This window comes from Shimia sp. CNT1-13L.2 (genome assembly GCF_024331145.1).
GTDB lineage: Bacteria > Pseudomonadota > Alphaproteobacteria > Rhodobacterales > Rhodobacteraceae > Shimia.
This window is the reverse complement of record NZ_JANDJO010000016.1, coordinates 20595-37461: the sequence shown is the minus strand read 5'-3', so window position 1 is coordinate 37461 and position 16867 is coordinate 20595. Positions and strand designations below refer to the sequence as shown.

Here is a 16867-nt window from a genome sequence, read left to right as displayed (position 1 = left end):
ACATGGTGAACCTCGAGACAGTGAACACCTACGAGGGCACCCACGACGTGCACGCCCTGATCCTGGGCCGCGCACAGACCGGCCTGCAGGCCTTTGCCTGAGGATGTGAAGGCAGAAGGGGGCCTCGGCCCCCTCTTGGCGCGATGCGCCAATTCACCCCCGAGGGGTATTTGAGACAAGAAGAAGATCCGGGAGAGCGTGATGGATCGTGCCGATATTGTCGATCAGGCGTTTCGTGAAAAGGTGGCCGCGGGCCAGTTGCCCGGCGGTAAACCGGCACAAGGCCCGTTGACGCCAGAACAGGCCGTTGAGGTGTTTCGGGCGCAGGTTCTTAGCCGAAACCTGGATCGCCGGTCCCGCAAGATGCAGGCCGAAGGGCAGGGGTATTACACCATCGGCTCGTCCGGCCATGAGGGCATGGCCGCAGTAGCGGCGGCGCTGCGCCCCGATGACATGGCGTTTCTGCACTACCGCGACGGCGCGTTTCAAACGATGCGCTCGGCGCAGGTGCCGGGCACCACGGCGACATGGGATATGCTTCTGAGCTTTGCCACGTCGCGCGAAGACCCGATGTCGGGTGGTCGGCACAAGGTTCTAGGATCGAAGTCCCTGATGATCCCGCCGCAGACCTCGACCATTGCCAGCCATCTGCCCAAGGCGGTGGGGGCGGCCTATTCCATCGGTCTTGCGAAACGCCATCCCGTTGAACATCAGGTGCTGGCCGACGACAGCCTCGTGATGTGTTCCTTTGGCGATGCTTCGTCGAACCATTCGACCGCGCAGGGGGCGATCAACACCGCCTGCTGGACCTCTTACCAGTCGGTGCCGCTGCCGTTGCTGTTTGTCTGCGAGGACAATGGTATCGGCATCTCGACCCGCACGCCCAGCGGTTGGGTTGGTGCGAACTATGCCAACAAGCCGGGGTTGAAATACTTCAAGGCAGATGGCCTTGATATCTTTGACACGTTCCGCGTTGCCCGAGAAGCGGCAGACTATGTGCGCCGCCGTCGCAAACCGGCCTTCCTGCACCTGTCGCTGGTGCGCCTTTATGGCCATGCGGGATCGGATCTGCAGCAGGCCTATCTGAGGAAGGACATTTTCGAAGGATGGGAAGCGGATGATCCCCTGTTGCATTCCGCCCGTCTTTTGATCGAGGCCGGTATCCTGACGGCGGACGAGGTACTGGCGATCTATCAGGACAGCGAAGACCAATGTGCGCGTGTCGCCGCCGAGGCGGTGAAGCGCCCGCGCCTTGAGACGGCAGAGGATGTAATGGCCTCGCTGATCCCGCCGAAACGGGTGTGTGCGGCCACCAATGGCCCCTCGGAGGACGCCCGCGCCAAGGCTTTTGGCGCAGACCTCAAGCAGATGGACAACCCGCAGCCGATGTCGCGCCTTTTGAACTGGGCGCTGACCGACCTGATGCTGGAACATGGCGAGATTGTCATGATGGGCGAGGACGTGGGCCGGAAGGGTGGCGTCTATGGTGTGACCCAGAAGCTGATTGATCGTTTCGGCCCGGACCGGATGATCGACACCCTGCTGGATGAGCAGTCGATCCTTGGTCTCGCGATCGGCATGGCGCACAACGGGTTCGTGCCGATGCCGGAAATCCAGTTCCTGGCTTATCTGCACAACGCCGAAGACCAGCTGCGCGGCGAAGCGGCGACACTGCCGTTCTTTTCGAACGGGCAGTTCACCAACCCGATGGTGATGCGGATTGCCGGGCTTGGTTACCAGAAGGGGTTTGGCGGGCATTTCCACAATGACAACTCGCTGGCGGTACTGCGCGACATTCCGGGCATTGTGATTGCCTGCCCGTCGCGCGGCGATGATGGCGCCAGGATGTTGCGCGAATGCGTGCGGCTGGCGCGCGAAGAACAGCGGGTGGTGGTGATTGTCGAGCCTATTGCGCTGTATCCGATGCGCGACCTGATGGACGAGAAGGACGGTGGCTGGATGACAACCTATCCCTCGCCGGATCAGCGGATTGGTCTGGGTGAGGTCGGGGTCGAGGGCGACGGGCCGCTGGCCATCCTGACTTATGGCAACGGGCGGTATCTTTCGACGCAGGCCGCAGCAGACCTTGCCGAAGAGGGCATCCGGGCGCGGGTGATCGACATGCGCTGGCTGGCGCCCCTGCCGGTCGAGGGTATTCTCGGCGCGCTGAAAGGGGCCGAGAAGGTCCTGATTGTCGACGAGTGCCGCACAACCGGCAGCCAGTCCGAAGCCCTGATGGCGCTGTTGCAGGAGCAATGTGATCTCCCGCACGCCCGTATCGCCGCCGAGGACAGTTTCATTGCCACGGGGCCTGCCTATGCTGCAACCATGCCGTCACGCGCATCGATTGCCGAGGCCGCGCGAAACCTTTGGGGGGCGAAATGAAACAGACTGCTGTTGTCGTGGCCCCCGGTCGGGGGACGTATAATCGCGAGGAGCTTGGCTATTTCGCACGCCACCACGCGGGGCAATCCGCCCTCATGGCGCGGTTTGACAGCTATCGTGATGCACTGGGTCAGGAAAAGCTGTCGGAGCTGGACGGTGCGGCTCGCTTTTCAGGGAGCCGCTTCACGCGGGGGGACAATGCCAGCGGGTTGATCTATGCCTGTGCCTATGCCGATTTCCTCGCGATTGATCGCGAGCGGTTCGACATTCTTGGCGTCACCGGGAATTCGATGGGCTGGTACATTGCGCTGGCCTGCGCCGGGGCACTAGACGTGATGAACGGGTTCGAGGTGGTCAACACGATGGGCACCCTGATGCATGAGAACATGATCGGAGGGCAGTTGATTTATCCGTTTGTCGATGAAAACTGGCAGGCGATCCCCGGTGAGCGGGAGAAGATCGAAACCGCGGTGGCCGAGATCAACCGGCGTGACGGCCACGTGCTTGGCCTGTCCATTGATCTTGGCGGGATGCTGGTGCTGGCGGGCAACGACAGCGGGCTGACCGCTTTCGAGGCCGAAATGCCGGTGGTGCAGGGGCGCTTTCCGATGCGCCTGCCGGGGCATGCAGGGTTTCATACCGCGATGCAGGCCCCGGTGGCGGTACAGGGACAGGCGCGGCTGACCGAAGACCTGTTTGCCGCGCCGGACCTGCCGATGATCGACGGGCGGGGTGCCATCTGGCATCCGAAAGCGGCCAATCCGGCGGACTTGCGGGCCTATACACTTGGTCATCAAGTGGTTGAACCTTATGACTTTTCGGCGGCCATTCGTGTTGCCGCGCGGGAGTTGATGCCGGACGTCTTTATCGTACTGGGGCCGGGGACAACTTTGGGCGGCGCGGTTGCGCAAAGCCTTGTGTCCTGCGGCTGGCGCGGCTGGACAGACAAGGCCGATTTCAAGGCCGCGGGGGCACGTATGCTTTCGATGGGAATGGCCGATCAGCGGGCGCTGGTCACGGGTTAGGGGCGTGGTCGCGTCTTTTGGGCCTGTTGGGTGACCCAGGTCTCGAACGCCCTGGCCGGTTCGGATTTATAGCCGGCGGGGCGCACGAGATAGTAGGATTTTTCCGTCGTCAGGGTCGTCTCGCCCAAGCGTACGAGATGTCCCGCTTCAAGTTCCTGCGCGACAACGACAAGCGGCACTATCGCCGCGCCGAGCGAGGCTTTGGCCGCGGAAATCACCATCGAGTGCTGATCGAAATAACGGCCATCCTTGCGCGGGCGGGCCACCCCGCCAGCACGTTCGATCCAGTCGGGCCAGGAATCGCTTCGGGTGGAGATATGCAGGAGCGGGACATTGTCGAGGTTGGCAAGGTTGTCGAGGCCATGGTGATCGCGAAACGCCGGTGAGCAGACTGCGACCATCTGTTCCCCGAACAGATGCCGCATGGTGGTGCCCGGCCAGTTTTCGGTGCCATAGTGGAAGGCAAGGTCGAAGGGTTCGGTGTCGAATTCGAAGGGCACAAGGCGGGTCGACAGGGACACCTCGATCTCCGGGTGCAATTCGAAGAAAGCGGGCAGGCGCGGGATCAGCCAGAGATTGGCAAAGGTCGGCAAGGTTGCAATCGACAGGGTGGACTTGCCAGCCCCCGCGGCAACGGCGTCCTGTACCGTGGCCTTAAGGCCTTCGAGGTCGCGAGTCAGGTTCTCGGCAAAGCTGCGCCCGGCTGCCGTCAGGACGACCCCACGCCCGACTCTCTGGAACAGGTCAAAGCCGACGTCGGTCTCCAACTCCTTGATTTTCTTGCTGACGGCGCCCTGTGTCATGCCCAGTTCTTCGGCCGTTGCTGTAAAGCTCTGGTGCCGCGCCGCGCTTTCGAAACAGCGAAGATGCGTCAGGCTGGGCAGGCGAAGGGACATGGGCGGGCTTTCTTCTTGGCGTTGCCGCGAAGCTAGCGTGAGGATGCATTGGATGCAAAGCCCGTTCTTGCCGCGTTTTCGATCCATGATGGCAGACGGCAACCATACGGGCGGATGTGAAACAAACGTCGCGAATTCGCCCGTTTAGGCGGTGCGATGAGGTGTCGTCTGTGAGAAAGTGGCAGCCCGTAGGGGAATCGAACCCCTCTTTCCAGGTTGAAAACCTGGCGTCCTAACCGATAGACGAACGGGCCACTTGAACCTTTGGTTCGGGGTGTTCCAGATGTCTGGAACGATGCTTCGGTGGCAGCCCGTAGGGGAATCGAACCCCTCTTTCCAGGTTGAAAACCTGGCGTCCTAACCGATAGACGAACGGGCCATTCCGAAGCGTGAGGCGGTATTTATGCAATGCGCCGTGGCGGTGCAAGCGGAAATTTCGCCCTCGATGCGTTTTTTTCCAACCGATCCCGAAGGTTGTTTTTCCGGCCCTAGGTTTGCTGGCGCTTGGCACGCGGATAGCCTTGGAAAACAAGGGCTATGCGGGGGCGGCATCCTCAAGGCGCAGCTGCACCGATTGCCGTCCGCCCCATGTGTTGATCTCCAGGCGGCCCGCAAGGTGGAAACGCGCGCCCCCGTGATTCTGCAATGTCGGGCCAAGGGCGGTGTCAAATGCGCCAAAGGCGATGGCATCAAGGCGGGTGCCGGTTTCATCGCCGAAGGTCAGCTTGAGGTGGCTGTCACCGACGCGTTTGGCAAAGCGGATTTCGACGCCGGGAAAGGCAAAGCGCGGGGCGGGGGCACTGGCCCCGAAGGGTCCGGCCTTTTCGATGTCCTGAATCAGTTCAGGCGTCGCCGCCATGGGCATCAACATGCCATCCAGCTTGAGGTCGGCAGGGCCGGCCTCTCCGGCGCCCTGTTTGGCAAGGAGCTCGGACAGGCGCTCCATGGCGTCTTCCAGCTTGTCGCGTGCGACCGTCAGGCCAGCGGCCATCTTGTGACCACCGCCCTTGATCAACAGCCCCTCTGCGGCGAGGCGCTGGATCGAGGCGCCGAGATCGACGCCCGAGATCGACCGGCCCGAGCCTTTGCCCTCGTCCCCGTCAAAGCCGATCACGATGGCCGGACGGTTGGTGGCTTCCTTGAGGCGCGAGGCGACGATGCCGACGACACCGGGGTGCCAGCCTTCGCCAGAGGCCCAGACAAGCGGCGCCTCCAGACCGCGCTCTTCGGCCTGTTCCATGGCGGCGGCGCGCACGGCGGCTTCGATGTCGCGGCGTTCGGTGTTGAGCTGGTCAAGGCGTTCCGAGAGGGCCTTGGCCTCTTGCAGGTTGTCGGTCGAAAGCAGGCGCGCGCCCAGATCGGCCTGGCCAATGCGTCCGCCCGCATTCACCCGCGGGCCCAGCAGAAAGCCGAGATGATAGGAGTTCGGGGCCGAATCCATGCGCGACACGTCGGACAGGGCGACGATGCCGGGGCGCTCGCGCCGTGCCATCACCTTGAGACCCTGACGCACGAAGGCGCGGTTCACACCGGTCAGCGGCGCAACGTCGGCCACGGTCGCCAGGGCCACCAGATCAAGCATGGCCATCAGGTCCGGGCCTTTTGCGCCCTCACTGCGCATCACGCGGTTGGCTTCGACCAGCATCAGGAACACGACCCCTGCCGCGCAGAGGTGGCCAAGGTTGCCGTCTTCGTCCTGTCGGTTGGGGTTCACCACCGCAAGAGCAGGCGGCAGGGTTTCACCACCAAGGTGGTGGTCCAGGACGATCACCTCGGCCCCTCTGGCGGCTTCGATCGGGCCATGAGAGAGGGTGCCACAGTCAACACAGATGATCAGGTCGTGGTCGCGCGCCAGCCCCTCCATTGCCGCTTCGTTGGGGCCATAGCCCTCGTCGATGCGGTCGGGGATATAGAGCGTGGAGGGCAGGCCCATGGCCCGCAGCCACGTGATCAGCAGGGCAGCAGAGGTGCCGCCGTCAACATCATAATCGGCAAACACCGCGATACGCTGGCGCTGTTTCACGGCCTCAAGGAAACGCGCTGCGGCGGCTTCCATGTCCTTCAGCTTGCGCGGATCGGGCAGGAGTTCCGAGAGCTTTGGCTCAAGGAAGGACTCGGCCTCGTTTGCGCTCACGCCGCGGCGGGCCAGCACGGCACAGAGGGCCGGGGGCAGGGGGGTGTCCTGCGCCAGAAGTTCGGCGGCGCGGCTGATCTCGACCGACGGCCCAAGCCAGCGCCGCCCGGTCAGCGAGCTTTCGACGTCAAGAAAGCTCATGACAGCGCCTCGAGGATGGCATCGGTGGCGCGGGCCTCGCAGAATTCGCCATGCAGGATCGACACTTCGCAGTCATGGATCATCTGGGCCGACATACGCGGCGCGTCGGCGTTCCAGCCATAGCCCGCGTGAGTTTCGAAGGCGGCACAGGCGTCATGCGCCAGCCAGACATCGAACCCGAGGTTTGCGCCCATGCGCACCGTCGTCGAGATGCACTGCGGCGTGGAGAGACCCGCGATCACCAGGCCCGTTACACCGTCGGCGCGCAGGTCGGCCTCAAGCGAGGTGCCGATAAAGGCCGAGTTCGCGGATTTTGCATAGACCGGCTCATTGCCCGTGGGCGCCACGACCTGTTTGATCTTCGTGCCGCCATTGTCGGGATGCAGCGGTGACGCCGGACGCGTCGACAGGTGATGGACATGAAAAAGCGGCGCGCCCGTGGCCCGGAAATGGGCGAGGAGACGCGCCGCCTGTGTTTCGGCGTCGGGATTGTTGCGTGCGCCCCAAAGCGGGCTGTCCATCCCTTCCTGGATGTCGATCAGGACAAGCGCACGCGTCACGAATTACACCGGGGTGCGGTACTGCATGCGGCGGACCGAACCGGTTTTCGAACGCATGATCAGGGTTTCGGTGGTGACCCAGCCCGGCTCGGACTTGATGCCCGACACAAGCGAGCCGTTGGTCACACCGGTGGCGGCAAAGATCACGTCTTCGGTGACCATCTCGTCGCGGCTGTAGATGCGGTCGAGATCGGTGATGCCGGCCTTGGCAGCGCGGCCACGTTCGTCGTCGTTGCGGAACAGCAGGCGGCCCCAGATCTGGCCACCCATGCACTTGAGGGCCGAAGCGGCCAGAACACCTTCGGGTGCGCCGCCGGAACCCATGTACATGTCGATGCCGGTGATCTCGGCCTCGGCGCAGTGCATGACGCCTGCAACGTCACCGTCGGTGATCAGGCGGATGGCGGCACCGGTTTCGCGAACCTGTGCGATCATGTCTTCGTGGCGCGGGCGCTCGAGAATGCAGACGGTGATGTCCGAGGTTTCGCAACCCTTGGCCTTGGCCAGCGCCTCGACGCGCTCTTTCGGGCTCATGTCGAGCGAGACGACGTCTTTTTCATAGCCCGGGCCGATGGCCAGCTTTTCCATGTAGACGTCCGGCGCGTGCAGCATCGAGCCGCGCGGGCCCATGGCGATCACGGTCAGGGCGTTCGGCATGTCCTTGGCGGTCAGGGTGGTGCCTTCCAGCGGGTCCAGCGCGATGTCAACGCCCGGGCCGTTGCCGGTGCCGACCTCTTCGCCGATATAGAGCATCGGGGCTTCGTCACGTTCGCCTTCGCCGATCACGACAACACCCGCGATGTCGAGAAGGTTCAGCTGATCGCGCATGGCGTTTACCGCAGCCTGGTCGGCGGCTTTCTCATCGCCGCGGCCTACGAGCTTGGCCGAGGCCAGTGCGGCCTGTTCGGCAACACGGGCGAGGCCCAGCGAGAGCATACGATCCTGAAATTCGGCTTTGGTTGGCATGAAATGGCTTCCTTGCGTATGGGGTTTGTCGCCCATCTACCGCAGCAATAGGGTGTTTCACAAGCGTATTTGCACGATAGAAGCCGGCGCAAAGGTCCTGCGCCGGCTTGTGATAAAAGGGCAAGCTGTCCGGGTCAGATATAGAACACCAGATCGTCGTATTGAATCCAGCCGGTGCCATTGCTGTTGTAGGCCCCGGTGTAGCTGCCGTTCACGTCGATCACGAGTTCATCGATGCCCGTGAAATTCGGCGCGACGTTGGTGTAGGAGCCACCAACCGCATAGGTCTGACTGTCTACCAGGACGCCATCCAGATAGCCTTGCAAGGTCACGCTAAACACGCCGCTGGAGTTTCGAACGTTCATCGACTCAAAGTTGAAGATCAGATCGTCCTCGTGCGAAATGCGCGTGATCTCACCGGCCCAATAGTTGCTGGCGTAGCCATCCCCACCCGAAAGGATCGCGGTGGTCGCATCAGGCCAGTAGTGCGACCCGTAGGACACATTTTCGAAACCTTTATAGGTGGTTATCTGTGGACGGTAATAGCCGGTCCATGGGTCGGTGGACCAGTGAACCGCGCCGCTGAACTCTGCAAAGTCCAGAATGACAAGTTCGGATGGCCCGTCGTCCGTACCATTCACGTCTATCGAGACATCAACGGTGTCGGTTCCGCCATTTCCATCGTCTACCAGAACGGTAAAGACTTCGGTCTCGGTGTCCCCTTCATTCAGCGCCTGCACGTTGGCGGCGTCATTGTCGAGAGAGTACATCCAGTCGCCGTTGGCATCTATACTCAGGGAGCCAAAGGTTCCCACGCCACCGCCAACGATCGAATAGGAAAGAAAGTCCGAGGCATCCACGTCGCTGGCGTTGACGGATCCAGTGGCGACCAGGGTTTCATCTTCCTTGACCGCATTGGAATCATAGGTAACGCCCGAGATGACCGGAGCGTCATTGCGCCCCTCGATCGTCATTTGAACATCGCGCTGCGTCACATTGCCCTGACCATCGGACACCAGAAGCGTGATGGTTTCGACGGCTGTTTCTCCCACCGCCAGGTATTCATAGGCACCGTTGGGATCGAAGGTCAGAGAGAACTGTGCTCCTACGCCCATGCCTTGCGCCAAAGGCGTGCTGCCCGGCGCGACAGAGATCGTTCCTCCGCCGGTAACGCTGGCCGACTGGACCGATACAGTGCCGCCATCGAAATCCCATGCGTCAATCGTGAAGGCATGTGGATTGTCTTCGTTACCCGTCTGGTCATCCGCGAGAACCATTGCGGCGTTCGGTCCATCCAGATTGAAAACAAAGTCGTCGAACATCAAGTATTCGAAATGCTTCAGCGTGTCCGTGCCTTCATCGCCGTCAGATGTGTTGGTGTCCTCAACAGTAAGCGTGCCGCCACGGCCTTCTAGCCATACGAAGTCAAAGATCGAGCCACGATATCGGGCGGTATCGTCGCCGTCGTTGCCGAACAGGGTATCATCACCAGCACCACCTTCGACCAGATCATCACCATCTCCGGCGTTGACCCTGTCATTGCCGTCTCCGCCGGTTATGGTGTCATTTCCATCTCCGCCGTTCATGCGTGCAGCGTCCGAGGATGTGGAGTTGTCCAGATCGTCGTCGGCGTCAGTGCCATTGATTGTCGGGAGGGGGGCATCGGCGTTCTTGCCGATTGCATTTCCTTTACCAGGCATTTCAGTCTCCTCGCGTTTGTAAAGTTAAAACCGCTAGGACTCAGTACGAAACACCCCTCCAGTCTACACGAAACGGAGGCGGGAATTTAAAAAACATTTGAATTCCCGCATGATTTAACCTGCCGGGCGTGCAGGAAGGCCTCCACCGAGGGGGAAGGCCTAGCGTGTTTCAGACGCTTTCGATGCGCAGGGCGACGGGGTCGCCGACCATCACACCGGTTTCGGCCATGGCGGCGATGGCCGTGTCGATGGCCGCGCGCTGGGTCTTGTGGGTCACGATCAGAACCGGTGCGTTCGCGTCGTCGTGGCGGGTCTGGCGCAGGCGGTCGATGCTGATGCCATTTTCGCCCAGGACCGTGGCGATCTTGGCCAGTGCGCCGGGGCGATCCAGAAGCGTCAGGTGCAGGTAGAAGGCAGCAGGCGAGTTCGACTTGGCCGTCTTGGCTTTCTGCAAGCCCTTGGCAGGAGCGCCGAAGGTCGAGATACGCAGGCCGCGGGCGATGTCGCAGACGTCGCCCATCACTGCGCTGGCTGTCGGGCCTTCGCCGGCACCGGGGCCGCGCAGGACAACCTGTTCTACCGCATCGCCTTCGATCACCACCATATTGGTGCCGCCCTTCAGTTGCCCAAGCGGGCTGTCGGCGGGGACAAGACAGGGCGACATGCGCTGTTCAAGGCCACGGCCGCTCATCTGGGCCACGCCCAGGAGCTTGATCTTGTAGCCAAGGTCTTCGGCCTGCTTGATGTCCTCGATCGAGATGCGCTGGATGCCTTCCAGTTCGACACCGTCGAAATCGACCTGTGTGCCAAAGGCGATGGACGACAGGAGCGACAGCTTGTGACCGGCGTCGATACCACCCACGTCAAGGTTCGGATCGGCCTCGAGATAGCCAAGCGCGTCGGCTTCGGCGAAGACCTCTTCGTAAGGCAGGCCGGCATCCTGCATCCGGGTCAGGATATAGTTGCAGGTGCCGTTCATCACGCCCATGACGCGGGTGATGTCGTTGCCGGCCAGACCTTCGGTCAGCGACTTGATCACCGGGATACCACCCGCAACCGCGGCCTCGAAGCGCACCACGCGACCGGCGTCTTCGGCGGCCTCGGCAATGGCCTGGCCGTGATGTGCCAGAAGCGCCTTGTTGGCGGTCACGACATCCTTGCCGCTGGCAATCGCCGCTTCGATGGCATCCTTGGCGGGGCCTTCATGGCCGCCCATCAGTTCAACGAAGACGTCGACGTCGTCCCGCTTGGCCAGGGCCACGGGATCATCTTCCCAGGCATAGTCGTTCAGGTTCACGCCGCGATCCTTGTCACGCGAGCGGGCCGAGACGGCGGTGATAACCACGGGGCGTCCAGTTCGCGCAGCAAGAAGGTTCGCTTTCTGGCGGACGATCTTTACGACACCGACACCAACGGTGCCCAATCCGGCAATACCCAGACGCAGGGGGGTGGTCATCGTTCTCTCCTTGTTTGAACGGCTCTTGTCATGCCCTCTAACCTCTTCGCGGCGGTGGTGCAACGCGACTTGTGACCCAAGGTCGGACAGGGTGGGGAAATTGGCGGTTTATTGGCTCTTGAGATCGTTTGCGCGGCGCTTCAGGCGGCGAATACGCGCTTCAAGCTCGCCTTCGCTGTCTTCATCAAGGCGCGGCTGGTTTTCCGGGAGGATATCCTCGACGGGAAGCAGGACCGGGTATTCGGCCTGTGCGACCTCGGCATCGGTGGCGGCATCAACATCAGGAAACTGCGCACAGGCGGCGACAAGCATCAGGGGCAGGGCGGCAACAGTCAGGCGCATGATTATTTTCCGTACAAGAACTGCGTCTGTTTTGCCCCAGTCGGGCCTTGAGGGCAAGCAGGGCTTTTAAGTGAACAAATGTTCAGTTAATCTGCCCCCATGGCTAGAACCGCAGGATCACATTCCGACATTACCGGCCCGCGCGTACGCGAGGCAGCCCTTTCGCTGTTTGCCCGCCACGGGTTTGCGGCCGTGTCCATGCGCCAGATCGCCAAGGAAGTCGGGGTGCAGGCAGGGGCGCTCTACAACTATACGCCAGATAAACAAAGCCTGTTGTTCGACCTGATGCGTAACCACATGGAAGAACTCATGCAGGAGCGCGCAGGACTGGCCCTGCCGGAGGGGGCCTTGGCCCGCCTTGAAGAGTTCACCCGCTTTCACATCCGCTATCACTCGCAGCGCCCGGACGAGGTTTTCATCGCCTACATGGAGTTGCGTAACCTGACCGACGAAAACTTTGCGGTCATCGAAGGGTTGCGGCGCACATACGAAGGCCAGTTGGAGGCCATACTGGACGCCGGACAGCGCGAGGGTGTCTTTGCCGTGCCCGATACCAAACTGGCGACCTATGCCGTGATCGCGATGCTGACCGGAGTGAACACATGGTTCCGCGAAGGGGGCCGTCTGTCGCTTGACGAAGTCGAACAGGTCTATTGGGACATGGTGCGCAAGGCCGTGGGGGCCTAGGGCAAAAAGGCCGGGGTGGCCCGGCCTTTTTGCGTGGTTATCTGGCGCTCTCGCGGATGAAGGTGCCGTTGCGCAGTTCGGCAAAGGCCTGCATCAGCTCTTGCTGGGTGTTCATCACGATAGGCCCGTGCCATGCCACGGGTTCCTGGATCGGTGCGCCCGAGATCAACAGGAAGCGCACACCCTGTTCACCAGCCTGAACCGTCACCTCGTCGCCGGTGCCAAAACGGATCAGGGTGCGGTCGCCCGACATGTCGCGGATGTGGACCTCTTCACCGGCCACTTCCTTTTCCAGCAGTATACCGGTGGGCTGTGACGCGTCCGCAAAGGCACCGTCGCCTTCAAAAACATAGGCAAAGGCACGTCGGTAGGTATCAACCGGAAAGGTCTTTTTCACGCCAGGTGGCACCGTGATGTCAAGGTATTGCGGGTCGGCTGCAATCCCGTCGACCGGACCGCGTTTGCCCCAGAACGACCCGACCACCACGCGCACGCGGGTGCCGTCGTCGTCGATAATCTCCGGGATCTCCTTGGCCCCGACGTCCTGGTAGCGCGGAGAGGTCATCTTGAGATCACGCGGCAGGTTGGCCCAAAGCTGAAAGCCGTGGTTCACACCCTGTGCGTCCGGTGCCGGCATTTCCTGGTGCAGGATGCCCGACCCGGCGGTCATCCACTGGACGTCGCCCGCGCCAAGCGTGCCGGTGTTGCCAAGGCTGTCCTGGTGGTCAACCGTCCCCGAAATCACATAGGTGATGGTTTCGATCCCGCGATGCGGGTGCCACGGAAAACCGGCTTCATAGCGGGCGGGGTCGTCGTTGCGGAAGTGATCCATCATCAGGAAGGGATCAAGCTCTTCAGGGTCACGAAACCCGAAGGCGCGGTGCAGATGAACCCCGGCGCCTTCAATATGCGGTTCGGCCTTGCGTTGCTCGAGAACAGGTCTGATCGACATGGTGCGTCTCCTTTCGTTTTGAAATGTAGAGCGCGTACCCCCTGTTCTCAATTGAACGCTATGTGTCACGCTGAACGAGACTTGCGCATCTGCGAACAGTGGCGACGCAACGGCATTTGCCAATCTTGCTTGGCGATCCAGCTATCCTGAGACTAGGCTTGGAAAAAACACGACCATCACAACCGGCAGGGGAGGGCCGAAGATGCTGGGTTCCATGATGATGCGTCCGCTGAAAATAGCGGACATTTTGACGTTTGCCGCCGAAGTTCACCCGACCGCCGAGATCGTGTCGGTCCGCACCGAGGGCGATATTCACCGCACCACCTATGCCGAAACGGCCAAGCGGGTGGCGCAGCTTGCTCACGGTCTGGAGAAACAGGGCGCAAAGATGGGCGACCGGATCGCGACGCTGGCTTGGAACGGCTATCGCCATTTCGAACTCTACTACGCGATCTCTGGCATCGGTGCGGTCTGCCACACCATCAACCCGCGCCTGTCTGCCGAGCAGATGACCTATATCGTGACCCATGCCAATGACACGATGCTGTTCGTCGACACGACGTTTGTGCCCATCGTCGACGGGCTGCGCAGCCAGTGGCCTGAAGGTTTGAAGGTCGTTGTTATGACGGATCGTGCGCACATGCCCGAGGGGGACTACCTGTGCTACGAAGAGCTTCTTGAAGGTCAGCCCGAAACCCATGACTGGCCCGACTTCCCGGAAGAGACCGCGGCGGGGCTGTGCTATACCTCCGGCACCACGGGAAACCCCAAGGGCACGCTCTACACGCACCGTTCAACCGTTCTGCATGCGATGATGGTGGGCCTGTCGCTGCCCGCCGCGTTGCAGCCGGGCAAGCGCATCCTGCCTGTTGTGCCCCTGTTCCATGTAAATGCCTGGGGCCTGCCGTACTCTGCGCCTCTGACGGGCGCATCGCTGATTTTCCCGGGCGCTGCGTTGGATGGCCCGAGCCTGTTCAAGCTCATGGAGCAGGAAAGGGTGTTTTCGGCCTGGGGTGTTCCAACGGTCTGGCTTGGCTTGCAGGGCGAAATCGAAGCGCAGGGGCGCGTGCCGGAAGGGTTTGGCGACGTCGTGATCGGGGGATCGGCGGCACCAGCCAGCATGATCACCTATTTTGAAAGCCACGGCGTCAATGTCTGCCACGCCTGGGGCATGACCGAGATGAGCCCGGTGGGGACGCAGGGCAATCTGCCGGATCACCTGGACGATCTTCCTGTAGACGAACGGGTCGCCATCAAGAGCAAACAGGGGCGGCGCGTCTTTGGGGTCGAGTTGAAGATCGTCGACGAAGACGGCAATCGTTTGCCGCATGATGGCGTTGCGGCAGGAGAACTTTACGTTCGGGGCAATACCATCACCTCGGGCTATTTCCAGAACGATGACGCCAATGCCGAGGCCTTCGACAAGGAGGGCTGGTTCGGCACGGGGGATGTCGCGACGATTGACAGGCACGGCTATCTCAACATCACCGACCGCGCCAAGGATCTCATCAAGTCGGGCGGCGAATGGATCAGCTCTCTGGATCTGGAAAACACGGTCATGGCGCATCCAAAGGTCGCCAACTGTGCCGTGATCGCGGTGCCGCATGAAAAATGGGATGAACGGCCCCTATTGGTTGTGGTGCCTTCGCCGGAAGGCCAGCCCGAAGTGGCCGAGTTGATGGCGCTCCTGGAAGAGCATTTTGCCAAATGGCAGTTGCCGGATGACGTGGTCTTTGCCGACGCCCTGCCGCTCACGGCAACAGGCAAGGTGTCGAAGTTGACCCTGCGCAAGACCTATGCCGATCACAGGCTTCCAGACTGACACCCGCTCCCCTGGCACATGACGTGGCGTTCTCCGGCCAGTTTCGCAAATGACGCAATGTCCTTTTTCAAGGGCCTTGCGTTGTCCTCTGATTTACATACCGTCGGGTATGTCGCGGTAATGAGGAGGAGTCGCACATGCCCGGAGACAGTCATTTGCCCAAGGCCCTGCAAGGGTTGCGCATCCCTGCGGTGGCCTCGCCGTTGTTCATCATCTCGGTGCCAGCGCTGGTGATTGCACAGTGCAAGGCGGGTGTGATCGGTAGCTTTCCGGCGTTGAATGCCCGCGAAGGCGAGGGAGAGCCGCCTCTGCTTGAGGCATGGCTCAGGGAAATCACCGAGGAACTGGACCGCCACAACCAGGAAAACCCCGACACCCCGGCCGCCCCCTTTGCGGTGAACCAGATCGTGCATCGCTCGAATACCCGTCTGGATCGTGACATTGACCTCTGCGTCAAATGGAAGGTGCCTGTCTGGATCACCTCGCTTGGGGCGCGGGTCGAAGTGAATGACGCGGCGCACAGCTGCGGCGGCATCGCCCTGCATGACATCATCAACAACACCTTCGCTAAGAAGGCGATCGAGAAGGGTGCGGATGGTCTGATCGCGGTTGCCGCCGGTGCAGGCGGTCATGCCGGACAACAATCGCCCTTCGCCCTCGTGCGCGAAATTCGCGAATGGTTCGACGGCCCGGTTCTGCTGTCCGGCTCAATCGCCACCGGCGACGCGCTTCTTGCCGCGCAGGCGATGGGCGCGGACCTTGGCTATATCGGCTCTCCCTTCATCGCGACGGAAGAGGCCAATGCGGCGCAGGACTACAAGGACATGATTGTCGACAGTGGCGCGGAAGACATCGTCTATTCCTCGTTGTTCACCGGGGTCTGGGGCAATTACCTCAAGGGATCTGTGCGCAATGCGGGCATGGACCCCGACGACCTGCCTATCGGCGATGTCTCGACCATGAGTTTCGGCAGCGACCGGGAAAAGCCCAAGGCCTGGAAACACATCTGGGGATCGGGGCAGGGCATCGGAGCGGTCAAGTCGGTTGGCCCTGCCGCCAACATCGTGGATCGGATCGAAAAGGAATACCACGCGGCCTATGCCCGCCTTCAGGACCGCATGGCATGAGCCAGATGTTCCACCTTGTCCGCCACGCGCAGGCATCGTTCGGTGCTGAGGACTATGACAACCTTTCCGAACTGGGCCACCGCCAGTCCGAGGCGCTGGGCCGTGCTCTCAGGCGGCAGGGCGTTGCGCCTGACCGCTTTTTCATCGGTGCTATGAAGCGCCACCGCCAGACCATTGAGGGGATTCTCAAGGGCATGGGGCGCGAGGCCGAAGTCACGGTTTTGCCGGGGTGGAACGAATTCGATTTCGACGGCCTGCTGAAAGCGCGCTTTGCGAAAGAGCTGGCACCTGACGGGATATACTCGGAACGCCGCGCGCATTTCAGGGCTTTGCGTGAAACCGTGCATATGTGGCAGCGCGACGAGATCGAAAACCCGCCCGAAATGTTTGCCGACTTTTCGACCCGTGTGCAGGAAGCCCGCGAAATCGTGGCCGAAAGCGGTGCCAAGGTGCCTTTGGCGGTGTCGTCGGGCGGTGCCATCGGCCAGACCGTGGCGCAGATCACCGGCGGCCCGGCGGACCAGATGATTGCCCTGCAACTACAGGTCAAGAATTGCGCCGTGGCCCGCTTTGTCGTCTCGCGCAATGGCACTTGGCTGCATGGGTTCAACGAAACACCCCACATCGACGCGGAGAACACCGCCGAGATGCTGACCTATAGCTGAGGGAGACGC

Annotated in this window: 14 protein-coding genes, 2 tRNA genes and 1 pseudogene; 7 read left to right on the top strand and 10 right to left on the bottom strand. The window is 61.7% G+C overall.

Translation table 11 applies throughout. The annotated features are described in order from the left end of the window. The 3 genes and pseudogenes from NNA36_RS19520 to NNA36_RS19510 form a co-directional block, all read left to right on the top strand. A pseudogene (locus NNA36_RS19520) lies at window positions 1-101 on the top strand (glutaryl-CoA dehydrogenase); the annotation flags it as partial. 100 nt (window positions 102-201) lie between these two features. Then, the gene (locus NNA36_RS19515) at window positions 202-2385 is read left to right on the top strand and encodes an alpha-ketoacid dehydrogenase subunit alpha/beta (protein WP_255110253.1); all 2184 of its coding nucleotides are present in this window, start codon (window positions 202-204) and stop codon (window positions 2383-2385) included. Then, window positions 2382-3410, top strand: a complete 1029-nt coding sequence (locus NNA36_RS19510; RefSeq protein ID WP_255110251.1) for an ACP S-malonyltransferase — start codon at window positions 2382-2384, stop codon at window positions 3408-3410. The genes NNA36_RS19515 and NNA36_RS19510 overlap by 4 nt, the downstream gene beginning before the upstream one ends. Here NNA36_RS19510 and NNA36_RS19505 read toward each other — a convergent pair. From NNA36_RS19505 to NNA36_RS19460, 9 genes are all read right to left on the bottom strand, one after another. Next, on the bottom strand, window positions 3407-4306 hold the full coding sequence (locus NNA36_RS19505; protein WP_255110249.1) for a LysR substrate-binding domain-containing protein: 900 nt from the start codon (window positions 4304-4306) through the stop codon (window positions 3407-3409). The genes NNA36_RS19510 and NNA36_RS19505 overlap by 4 nt on opposite strands. Before the next feature lie 179 nt (window positions 4307-4485). Beyond that, a tRNA-Glu gene (locus NNA36_RS19500) sits at window positions 4486-4560 on the bottom strand. 50 nt (window positions 4561-4610) lie between these two features. Beyond that, window positions 4611-4685 (bottom strand) — tRNA-Glu (locus NNA36_RS19495). Between the two features lie 156 nt (window positions 4686-4841). After that, window positions 4842-6581: a single-stranded-DNA-specific exonuclease RecJ gene (recJ, locus tag NNA36_RS19490; protein ID WP_255110247.1), complete on the bottom strand. Its 1740-nt coding sequence runs from the start codon at window positions 6579-6581 to the stop codon at window positions 4842-4844. Then, window positions 6578-7141, bottom strand: a complete 564-nt coding sequence (locus NNA36_RS19485) for a cysteine hydrolase family protein (protein ID WP_255110245.1) — start codon at window positions 7139-7141, stop codon at window positions 6578-6580. Before NNA36_RS19485 ends, recJ begins: the two co-directional genes overlap by 4 nt. A 3-nt stretch (window positions 7142-7144) precedes the next feature. Continuing rightward, a complete protein-coding gene (gene glpX, locus NNA36_RS19480) occupies window positions 7145-8107 on the bottom strand; it encodes a class II fructose-bisphosphatase (RefSeq protein WP_255110243.1) in 963 nt (320 codons plus the stop codon). A gap of 134 nt (window positions 8108-8241) precedes the next feature. Further along, window positions 8242-9807, bottom strand: a complete 1566-nt coding sequence (locus NNA36_RS19945) for a VCBS domain-containing protein (RefSeq protein WP_303623814.1) — start codon at window positions 9805-9807, stop codon at window positions 8242-8244. A gap of 169 nt (window positions 9808-9976) precedes the next feature. Then, entirely contained in the window at window positions 9977-11263 is a 1287-nt protein-coding gene (locus NNA36_RS19465) for a homoserine dehydrogenase (protein WP_255110241.1), read from the bottom strand. A gap of 108 nt (window positions 11264-11371) precedes the next feature. Beyond that, entirely contained in the window at window positions 11372-11605 is a 234-nt protein-coding gene (locus NNA36_RS19460; protein WP_255110239.1) for a hypothetical protein, read from the bottom strand. 99 nt (window positions 11606-11704) lie between these two features. Between NNA36_RS19460 and NNA36_RS19455 the strand changes: the two genes are divergently transcribed. Continuing rightward, the gene (locus NNA36_RS19455) at window positions 11705-12292 is read left to right on the top strand and encodes a TetR/AcrR family transcriptional regulator (RefSeq protein WP_255110237.1); all 588 of its coding nucleotides are present in this window, start codon (window positions 11705-11707) and stop codon (window positions 12290-12292) included. A 37-nt stretch (window positions 12293-12329) separates the two neighbouring features. Here NNA36_RS19455 and NNA36_RS19450 read toward each other — a convergent pair whose 3' ends face one another. Beyond that, window positions 12330-13244 carry a pirin family protein gene (locus NNA36_RS19450; protein ID WP_255110235.1) on the bottom strand — a complete coding sequence of 305 codons (915 nt, stop codon included), beginning with the start codon at window positions 13242-13244 and terminating at the stop codon, window positions 12330-12332. 202 nt (window positions 13245-13446) lie between these two features. Between NNA36_RS19450 and NNA36_RS19445 the strand changes: the two genes are divergently transcribed. From NNA36_RS19445 to NNA36_RS19435, 3 genes are all read left to right on the top strand, one after another. Beyond that, window positions 13447-15066, top strand: coding sequence for a long-chain fatty acid--CoA ligase (locus NNA36_RS19445; protein WP_255110233.1), 1620 nt, complete (start codon window positions 13447-13449; stop codon window positions 15064-15066). Between the two features lie 137 nt (window positions 15067-15203). Continuing rightward, on the top strand, window positions 15204-16193 hold the full coding sequence (locus NNA36_RS19440) for a nitronate monooxygenase family protein (RefSeq protein WP_255110231.1): 990 nt from the start codon (window positions 15204-15206) through the stop codon (window positions 16191-16193). Continuing rightward, window positions 16190-16858, top strand: coding sequence for a histidine phosphatase family protein (locus NNA36_RS19435; protein WP_255110229.1), 669 nt, complete (start codon window positions 16190-16192; stop codon window positions 16856-16858). The genes NNA36_RS19440 and NNA36_RS19435 overlap by 4 nt, the downstream gene beginning before the upstream one ends. Window positions 16859-16867: the final 9 nt, after the last annotated feature.